Origin of the sequence: uncultured Veillonella sp., assembly GCF_934230905.1 — a bacterium.
Taxonomy (GTDB): domain Bacteria; phylum Bacillota; class Negativicutes; order Veillonellales; family Veillonellaceae; genus Veillonella.
This window is the reverse complement of record NZ_CAKQFJ010000046.1, coordinates 1-9,041: the sequence shown is the minus strand read 5'-3', so window position 1 is coordinate 9,041 and position 9,041 is coordinate 1. Positions and strand designations below refer to the sequence as shown.

Genomic DNA, 9,041 nt, shown 5'->3' with positions numbered 1-9,041 from the left:
CTAACCTTACGAACAGTAACAATAGATCCCGGCCCCTCGCCTTGTTGTAATCTAAGGTCATCACCTTGTTTTAAACCTGTAATAGCATCATAGTCTGTATCACCGCCATATACAGTTTTATAGTTCTTCGCACTTGCACTGCTACCTGCATATTGTTGTTTCAAACCATAGATACTAGATGCACCACTCAAGATAGTACCGAGCATTTGCATCCGCCCTTGCGTTTTAGCATTAGCAGCTGCCGCCCTTGCACTATTAGCTTCATTACGATAATTAACACCATTAAGATATTCATTGTAGATACTATTGTTTTTGCTAGTTTCCCAATTGTTAATATCTTTGTTGTATTCATCATAGCTACTTGACATTAACTGTAATGGCGAACCGCTCATTGACAATCCAGTAGCACCTGTTTCTGCCGTATTCTGACCTGCAATCAACCGCATTTTATTGTCCATCTTATCTCGCTCTTGTAGTGCTTGATTGGCAATATCCTGTTGTCTCCTATCAGATATACGTGCATTCGCTTCCGCTGCTTGTGCCTGTGCGTTATACATTGCAGTTTGTGCTTTAGTCTGTTGATTTTGCCCCCATAGCGTTGTTACTAAACTTCCAGCTGCTAATGCAATAGGACTACACATTCGCATACTCCTTTCTCAATGTGAATAGTTCCATTCCGTTATGTGTTATATCAGAATGAATAACCGCCCCTAGTGATGTAAGCCATCGCTTCGAGCGGTTATTTTTCTTATGTATGAAATTGAATAAACATTCATGAGTGGATAACCACTCTTTTATGATTGCGTTACTTCGTTTTAGAAATTCCTTTTGTAATTTCGAATTCGTATCTAGCACCTTATTCCCCAAGAAATAAATGCAGTACATTCCGTTGATTGGCTTTTTTGAAATACCATATACGGCTATTGGTACATCATTCTCAATTACAATGTGGTTTTCGTAGTCATCACTACAAATATCCCTTACAAAATCATTTTTCCCATAATTCGGAAAATTTTGGTTCGCTATATTGACCTCTAAGGTGTCTATAGCACGTAAGTTGATATATAAGTCATGAATTAATGAAGTGTGCCTTACAGGGCAAATATCAAAGTCCTGTAACATTTGGAAAACCACCGCCTATTTCTATCTCTCTTGTAACGCTTAAAAGGTTAAATGGATAAGGTTTTTCGTGCAAAATACATACAGATGCATCGGTTGAGTACACTTCATCGAATTTTGGCAATATACATACCTTATCACCACTATATAATTTGAGTGGCGGTAAAGAAATATCATCCATATGGTTGAAGTTTCTTCCGACTTTACCACCAAACGAATTTAACAAATTCATTGATAGTCTACTCATCGTTAATACTCTACCTTGTAACGTACCATCTTGTATTTGCATTTCAATGCTAGGAATACGTAATCGTGTAGTGTAGTTAATACCAACGGCTACGCTTTGTGCTTTTCCGTCAATGTTAATAATTGCCGTAGGTGGTACTTCCTTAATTGGACGTTCCCTACCATTAACAACGATTTGCACATCCTCACCAATTAGATGAGGTACTGTGATAGTGCTTATATTCTCTGTGCTAGTTTGTCGAATGTAACAATCCATGTACACATTATCGTTGTCAGCGTTGTACATTGGCTCAAATCGTTCAATGCACATCACTGTACCGCTTTTAAATTTACGCTCAACGATTACATACAAACTGTCTTGCTCGCCCTCAGCTACACTCTCAGCATATTTGTATTTGCCTTTAGTTGTGAAATGCGACCATGCGTATACCTTTTGCTCTGGTATGTAAGTTAGACAATCAATATTGCCGTCATCTGTTACGTAGTAAACAATACTATCTGGATCTTGTGCATAAGCACTTGTGATAAAATTACGATACTTTGTCAGATGCTTAACGAATAGAGTTAGGTCTGCCCCTGTGTAGTTATCGCTTTCATACGAGTAACCTAAATCACGTACTACACATCCTCTAGCCTGTACGTACACGCATCTATTCCCTATGTATTGTGGCTCACATTCAGATGCACCACGTTGGGTTTGTGTACGCAAATTGCAATTAGTTGGTGTGATAGTTTTAGAACCATCAATAATCCATTCGTTACCACTCGTCAAAATCAATAAGTCATTAGCAGGTATCAAGTGCCTAATGTCATACATTTTGCGGTTAATAACTGGTAGTGTGATTGCACTATCATCTGTAATCGTACCGCCTACCTTTTCTACACCAAAGTTGGAATAATCACCTGTGCGACTAAACCATATGTAGTTAGGGTATTGAGTACTAGATGCTAGGATAAATCTATCTTGGTAAAACGTACATACACGAGGATAACCAAGGCCTTTGCCCCATTGTCCAAATCTGAATTTAGAGGTGGCTTCGTTTTCTACAACGCTATTCAATACATTTACTTTAACGTGCTTACTATCCACGAATTCTTTAATTTCAACTACACCATAGTTAGAATGTGGCAAGAATGATAGGTCTACATTAACGCTGCCACCTTTCAAATCAGATACAACTTTCAATTTAGCACTAGGCGATACCTTGCCTGTATCTGTAACGTTGTAGTCATTATTGGATGTATATACCCTATAATCTTTCCATGTAGTGCCATTGTCATTACTGATTTGAATTTTTACTGTACCATTCCATGTACCATGTGATGTGAATTTCCATGATAAATCCTCATCAGCACTAAATTGTTCTACATCGTAATTGATATTATTGTAATTCTTACCAACAATTCTACTATATCCGCCATATTCAGTACGTTGTATTACTTCGCCAGTTTTACTGGTGCTTACTGCTTTAACAAAATGTTCAATCTGCATGACTGAACCAACCATATCAGCATTGAATACATCCTTTGTGGCGGTTAAGGTATCGCCATTCAAGATTACAGTACTTTCTTTGTCAATGTTTACTTCGCCGTATGGTTGCTCTGACAACTTGTATGTATCAAATCGCCAGTCTGTATCACTATATCGTGATAACGTTTTAACAGGATGTTTACCACTGCAAATGAACATGACATCGCCACTTTGAATGCAGTTCAATTTATCAACTACATCACTTTCAAAGGGTGTTTGTAGTTCTATACCTGTATAGATACCATTCCGCCACACTCGGATATACTGTTCGCCAATCTCAAGTAGGAATGATTTATTTTTCTCGGCCGTAAACTCAAACAGTCTTGTAGACTTATCTTTGTTTTTGACTTGCCCTATATACTCTGAACCCTGCCGTCTAGCTACTGCTCCATAAGGTCTGATGACTGCATTTTCTGCTAATAGTAATGCACTTTTGAATTGATCTAAATCAAACCGCCTAGACACATCGGGCGAAATTTCCCCTGTTGTAAATGCAAGTTGCGATATGTACATCGGTTTCATGATTACCAACTCCTTGCTTTTACATAGTTAGAAATAAAAGGCATATCTTGCCTACGTTCTTTAGCACTCAATGATTTAGCTTCTTGCATTGCTGCTTGATACAACTTGTAGCATTGGTCGAATAAGCCACTATTACCAGTTAATGGCATAGCTAAATCAGAACCCATTTTAGACTTCAACGCTTGAATAAATACAGGACTAAATATATCTATATCTTTCACATCATACACATAGTCAATATACGCAAGAGGTACATCACTTACTATGTACTTTGTGTTATCGTCAAAAGTAAACACATCATATTCCTTTTGGCTTTCCGCTCTAAATCGTTCACCTTTAGGAATAACCCCTAAAATACGTAAGCACTTTTCGGGGTAAGCATATACGTACTTATATCCAGCTAGCTTATGCTCAGATTGAATACATTCTTCACGCTTTCGTGCAAAGTTCCATTCATATTGGGATAATAGCATTTTGCGTGTAATCTCATAATGCAATCTACATTGTCTAGCTGTTTCGTTTTCTTCATCAAGGCTATATATCCTACCACCATTGATTAAAGATAAAGCCATATTGCATATATCAGTAGGTGTCATATTGCCCCCTTTATAATGAAAAAGAGGGATGCATAAGCACCCCTCATTAAATTATTCTTCTGGTTTATCTTCTTCTTCAATAGCATCAAACAAACTAGCGAAATATTTCTTATCGTATTCTTTAACTTCATCAGCAGTTAATTCTACGATTTCACCTTCTTGTAACAAACCATGTGTATTATGGTAGCATTTTGTTTTTACAATATATTTCATATTTTTACTCCTATACTAAACGTACATCAGGTGTCAAGAATGCAGTAATTGTACCTGCGGTCATGTTATTAGCATTGAGTTTCAAGTACTTTTTAGCACCACTTGACAATCGCACCGCAACTTTAGTGCCTGCTTTCGCATTAGCCCCTAGCGTGATACCATGCAACAATACTGCATTTGCGATGTTTTCTGTGTTAGAAGTATACAAGTTAAATAATGGTGTACCAGTTACATCTTTGTCGATGCGGATTACTAGCCACAAAGATTTCTCAGCATCACCGCCGTTGCCATTCATAACAACATCGGAGCTGACATTAGCTGTTACAGCTTGTTTGTAGAAAAATGTATTTTGTTTATCGATATACATGTAGTTACCCCCTATTATTGTACACGTGCTTCAGTAGACAATAACGCGTCAGTTTTGCGTACTGGAATACCATTTGCACGAACCACTGTATGACCCATTTCTTGATCTTCAGAAATCGTGTATTTGTGAGCTTCGTTCTTTTGCATACGTAAGAATGTACGTACAGTTGGGTTCATATACCATGCTGCACGGCCCACATTCATATTAGGGATAAGTTCTTCCGCTTTAATCATGAGATTAATCAAATCAGCACCAGTTTTAGCATCTTTAGTTAATGCAGTAACATCAATATTTGCGATACGTACAACATATCTCCAATCACGCACAGTTAAGCCTGTATCGAGTTTGTAATGCGTACGATAACCTTGATAAAGGCCACCATCTGGGTCTGTTAAAGTTTGTACACCCAAATCTTCATGAGAAATACCACCAGTAGAACCTTTAGGATAGATACCATGAACAGTATTTTTGCTCCACACTACAAGATAAATGGATGTAAGATTTGCAGTACCACCAGCATCGATAATGTTTTTACCGCTTTCTGCGGATTTATCGTTATAACGTGCTGCAAGGCCTACAAATTTTTCTGGGGAATTTTCATCACCATAGAATAATGTAGAGGCCCATTCTTGGTTCATGGCTTCAAGGAAAGCATAATCCTCGGAAAGTCGGAATGATGCGGAATTGCCATTCAAATCAGCTAAGGATTTGTCGATTTCTGCATATGCTTCCAACATACCGCAAGTATCTGTAACTTGTTTTGTTTTGGATTTGCTAGGTTTAACACCATAGTTAAGCATTCTCCATGTTGCTTCTGGTAAACCAGTACGTACAGTTGTTTTATGACCTGTTGGCAAATTACCTTCAATCATAGTTATATCTTGTACGATTTCATTTGTTTGGTTCATCATTTCGATGATTTGTGCAATTGCATTATTAGGATCTAATCGAGATTGCACATCTAATAATGTAGGGTTCATAGTTCCAATTGTTGCCATTTAATACTCCTCTTATTAATTACTTCATAGATGGATAAAGCATTTTTGCACGTTCCTCTTCGGAAATGTATGTGCTACCGCCTTGTCCGTTCCCTGCGTTGTTATCTTCGCTTGCCATATTGGCAATATGTGCGAATAGTTGAATTACTTCTACACGATTACCCAAGCCATTTTCAGCTAGGATTTCACGGATATTAGGAATAGTCTTTTCTACTGCTTCAACACCTGCGGCCGCTTGGCTGACAGTATCATCAAACTTATTGCCTAATACCTCACGAGCGTTATCTGCATACCCTTTGTATTGTGCTTTCAATGCTTCTTGCTTTTGATTTTCATAAGCAGTTACAAGATTAGTAGCATATTGATTACCAAACTTAGCCATCTCTAATGCTTGCTCTTGTGTAGCACCTACACCATTTAGCATTTTGGAAAACTCATCTGCGATGGTTTGATCTACTTCGCCACCCTCAAATGCAGTTGAGAAATCATATACAATAGGTTCTGCGTGTTGGTCGGTGTTAGTATCACCGCCACCGCCTAAAATCGTATTTGGTTGGTCTTGTGTGTTCGTGTCCTGTGGTGTACCACCATCTGCACTACCTGTGTTATTATTCGTGCCTTGTTCTAGTTCTTCTGCCATGGTTATTCACCTTTCTCTAATTCACTTTGTTCTAAATTCTTGAAATATTTTTGCATCTGAATATTTTCGATTTGTGCTAGGTGATATTTTTTAACACCCTCTATACCATCGCCAATCCTTCCCAAATCACTTTGCAAAGAAATAGCAATAGCCCTCATCCCCTCGTTAAAGAAGGTTGTACTGTTGCCTGTGAATGATTGGCTATTCAGTTTCGCTCTATCCAATATGCGATAAAAAAACCACCTACCGAGTTTAGTACTCAGTACGTGGTTCAACGCTTCAATATCACGTTCTCGCATATAATCTCTTTTTTGTTTCATCTAGTACCCCATTCCCATTAACTGTTGCATAACAGGGTTTCCATCATTTGCTGCATCGGTTGCTTGTTTAGCAGCACTAGCCATTTGAGGTGCTAATTGTGCCGCTTGCATCATTTGTACTTGTTCCTCTTGTTCTTGTTGTGCCTGTTGTTGTTCTTGTAACTTAGCATCGTATTCGTCATTGGATACAATTACTTTTGCAGGTACACCGAGGTTAACACCATAATAATCCGCTGCTTCTTCAAAATTGAATTTCTGCAAGATATTTGGATTTCCCTGTGCTAATGACATAAGGAACGCAAAATACTGTTCGATTGAAGTTAATGAAGATACTTTCTGTGCCTGTGCTAATGGTGAAATGTATTCAATCTTCACGTCTTGTCCGTTTAACTGTTCCGCCATTTCATCTGGAATTGGTGGAAATACACCAGCACGATCTAGTATCGCATAGGTGCGTTCAATAATCGGATTAAGAAATTCAGATAATAACCTTTCAACCACAGGCCCTAATTGTTGTAATTTCTCTTGCGTGCGTTCCATAACTTCCCTTGCCGTCATTTGTCCATTGTCCATATTATCGAGCATTAGGAATAAGTCAGCACTATATGCACGCTTGATACTGTCTTTAACTTCAATGATTTGTTGCATTATCCAATCGAGATTGATACCTACGTTAAAGATAGGTTCAACCTTACCGCCTGTATCGACTTCGGTTATACCGCCCGGAAATAGTGATACACTACCAATTACATCGGATGTTACGGCCATTGGTGGTTTCACTCCTAACTCAATAGCGGTTAGTCGGTCTAATTCCAGTTTCTGCAACATCATTGCATCAGATTGTGCAAACCATGCACTACCTTTGCCATAACCATTGAGATCATGTGTTGTGTGTCTTGCAATTGGTATCGCCCATTCCTCAAAGCCACTATGTCGCAAGATTTCATCATCTCTACTCCCCTCAACCCAGTAAATAGAGGAATAAGGCATGTTCTTGTTGCCTATTTTTCCGTTGCGGTCTTTGTTCTCACATACCAACCAACACACAGTATAGGTAGATGCATTGCCCTTGCCGTCATCATATGCACTCTTGATAGTATCGGTACAATTATCATATCCAAACTCTTCAACGATTTGGTCGCATGTCATATTATACTTTCTACCAAACGTATTAACCTCACCATTCGCATTACATTCTAATGCGTATGTTCCGATTGGATATGATGTAAATCGTACACCTGTTTTCTTATCTGGCATGATTGACATAGGGGCTTGTCCAAATGGTAACTCCATATAGACTTGGTGAACCACATTGTAGAAATTGGATTTTGCAAATACTGCATACAATATTTCTTCACGTTCATCTAATACTTCCGCTACATCACTATTCGCCGCCATATCCGTATTTTCCATAGTGAGTTTAAACCATTTACGGCTAGGCGGTGTCATTCCACTCATTACACCACTGGCAAATATCTGGCAACTTTCCCACGCAATCCCAGTAAGGATTTTATCGGTATACAACTTTGATTGGTCTTGTTCGCCATCAAATACACCAAGAAATGGTAGTTGATAGTCTCTAATCATTTTCCATTTATCAACGTACTTTTGGCGATTGATAAACATTTGATTAAACTTTGTCTTTATTTTCTTGTAGTCTCTAGGCTTTTTGACTACCTTTTCTGTTGGTTGCCTTGCTAAACTCGATAGAATAGTACTCATATTAACCGCCTAATGTTGTTTTGCCTGTCGCTTGATTCAACGCACTAGCTAAAATTGTACTATCATACCCAGCTTTCTTACGCTTTTTATCGGTGAACCATTGTTCATCTCTCTTTTGCGTCATGTCATCAGTTTGTGCAACTGGTGCTGGTGCTGGTTGTTGTATGTCTGGTGCTTTAGCTTTCATACACATTTGCATTCCCCCTTTACTCAAATGGTTTGTACTCTGTATTAGCTACTCTTCTGTGATTGCCATTTACTTTTTTAGTGACCCTAAATGCAAAGGTCAAGGCTAATGCATCTCCTTTATTTGGTGATGGTAAGCCACGCTCTTTCATGTCTTTTTTGCTCTCTAGTTGAATACGGCCGTTTTTATCAATGATCGCTTCTGGCCCTACGAGGTCATCATACAATCCTTGCTCATTAGGAATTGAACCGCCCTCTTTCAGCCATTCTTTCATTTCTCCCCACATATATGCTCTCATATTGAGATACATATTGTTAGGCGATGCACCACCAAAGGCAACTAACCGCCATTTTCTGCCCATCGACTTACCGATACTGTAAATACCAGTGCCGTACCCTTGGTCGATAAATACTGCATCTGCTTTGTATTCATCCTCAAATTTAGCAATAAGGTTAGCCATACGCATATCATCATCATTCTTTTCAATGGTAGCTAAACATTTCATATAGTTACCATTCCTCATGACAATTTCTAGCGTATCGCCACCAGTCCATGCAGGGTCTACACCGATGATTACAGG

Annotated in this window: 11 protein-coding genes and 1 pseudogene; all 12 read right to left on the bottom strand. The window is 38.6% G+C overall.

From position 1 onward, the window contains the following. Positions 1 to 641: hypothetical protein (locus Q0E20_RS09165; protein ID WP_295999303.1), on the bottom strand; the 641-nt coding region annotated here is incomplete at its 3' end. Further along, on the bottom strand, positions 634 to 885 hold the full coding sequence (locus Q0E20_RS09445) for a phage protein Gp13 family protein (RefSeq protein WP_367113252.1): 252 nt from the start codon (positions 883 to 885) through the stop codon (positions 634 to 636). The genes Q0E20_RS09165 and Q0E20_RS09445, both read right to left, overlap by 8 nt. A 220-nt stretch (positions 886 to 1,105) precedes the next feature. Beyond that, positions 1,106 to 3,418, bottom strand: a complete 2,313-nt coding sequence (locus tag Q0E20_RS09160) for a hypothetical protein (protein ID WP_295999300.1) — start codon at positions 3,416 to 3,418, stop codon at positions 1,106 to 1,108. A gap of 2 nt (positions 3,419 to 3,420) precedes the next feature. Beyond that, positions 3,421 to 4,014, bottom strand: coding sequence for a hypothetical protein (locus Q0E20_RS09155; RefSeq protein ID WP_295999298.1), 594 nt, complete (start codon positions 4,012 to 4,014; stop codon positions 3,421 to 3,423). Between the two features lie 51 nt (positions 4,015 to 4,065). After that, positions 4,066 to 4,227 carry a hypothetical protein gene (locus Q0E20_RS09150; protein ID WP_295999296.1) on the bottom strand — a complete coding sequence of 54 codons (162 nt, stop codon included), beginning with the start codon at positions 4,225 to 4,227 and terminating at the stop codon, positions 4,066 to 4,068. A 10-nt stretch (positions 4,228 to 4,237) separates the two neighbouring features. Further along, positions 4,238 to 4,594: a hypothetical protein gene (locus Q0E20_RS09145; protein ID WP_295999294.1), complete on the bottom strand. Its 357-nt coding sequence runs from the start codon at positions 4,592 to 4,594 to the stop codon at positions 4,238 to 4,240. A gap of 14 nt (positions 4,595 to 4,608) precedes the next feature. Further along, positions 4,609 to 5,592, bottom strand: a complete 984-nt coding sequence (locus tag Q0E20_RS09140; protein WP_295999292.1) for a major capsid protein — start codon at positions 5,590 to 5,592, stop codon at positions 4,609 to 4,611. Between the two features lie 19 nt (positions 5,593 to 5,611). Further along, entirely contained in the window at positions 5,612 to 6,232 is a 621-nt protein-coding gene (locus Q0E20_RS09135; RefSeq protein WP_295999290.1) for a hypothetical protein, read from the bottom strand. A gap of 2 nt (positions 6,233 to 6,234) precedes the next feature. Continuing rightward, positions 6,235 to 6,552 (bottom strand): hypothetical protein, encoded by a 318-nt coding sequence (locus tag Q0E20_RS09130; RefSeq protein ID WP_295999288.1) that lies wholly within the window; start codon positions 6,550 to 6,552, stop codon positions 6,235 to 6,237. Next, positions 6,553 to 8,274, bottom strand: coding sequence for a portal protein (locus Q0E20_RS09125; RefSeq protein WP_295999287.1), 1,722 nt, complete (start codon positions 8,272 to 8,274; stop codon positions 6,553 to 6,555). Position 8,275: 1 nt separating this feature from the next. Then, positions 8,276 to 8,467, bottom strand: coding sequence for a hypothetical protein (locus tag Q0E20_RS09120; protein ID WP_295999286.1), 192 nt, complete (start codon positions 8,465 to 8,467; stop codon positions 8,276 to 8,278). 13 nt (positions 8,468 to 8,480) lie between these two features. Then, a pseudogene (locus Q0E20_RS09115) lies at positions 8,481 to 9,041 on the bottom strand (terminase); the annotation flags it as partial.

Bases quoted from the DNA above. Each gene is read 5' to 3' on its own strand.
- Q0E20_RS09140 (WP_295999292.1), bottom strand. From the start codon at position 5,592: ATGGCAACAATTGGAACTATGAACCCTACATTATTAGATGTGCAATCT.
- Q0E20_RS09135 (WP_295999290.1), bottom strand. From the start codon at position 6,232: ATGGCAGAAGAACTAGAACAAGGCACGAATAATAACACAGGTAGTGCA.
- Q0E20_RS09120 (WP_295999286.1), bottom strand. From the start codon at position 8,467: ATGTGTATGAAAGCTAAAGCACCAGACATACAACAACCAGCACCAGCA.
- Q0E20_RS09130 (WP_295999288.1), bottom strand. From the start codon at position 6,552: ATGAAACAAAAAAGAGATTATATGCGAGAACGTGATATTGAAGCGTTG.
- Q0E20_RS09160 (WP_295999300.1), bottom strand. From the start codon at position 3,418: ATGAAACCGATGTACATATCGCAACTTGCATTTACAACAGGGGAAATT.
- Q0E20_RS09145 (WP_295999294.1), bottom strand. From the start codon at position 4,594: ATGTATATCGATAAACAAAATACATTTTTCTACAAACAAGCTGTAACA.
- Q0E20_RS09150 (WP_295999296.1), bottom strand. From the start codon at position 4,227: ATGAAATATATTGTAAAAACAAAATGCTACCATAATACACATGGTTTG.
- Q0E20_RS09155 (WP_295999298.1), bottom strand. From the start codon at position 4,014: ATGACACCTACTGATATATGCAATATGGCTTTATCTTTAATCAATGGT.
- Q0E20_RS09125 (WP_295999287.1), bottom strand. From the start codon at position 8,274: ATGAGTACTATTCTATCGAGTTTAGCAAGGCAACCAACAGAAAAGGTA.
- Q0E20_RS09445 (WP_367113252.1), bottom strand. From the start codon at position 885: ATGTACTGCATTTATTTCTTGGGGAATAAGGTGCTAGATACGAATTCG.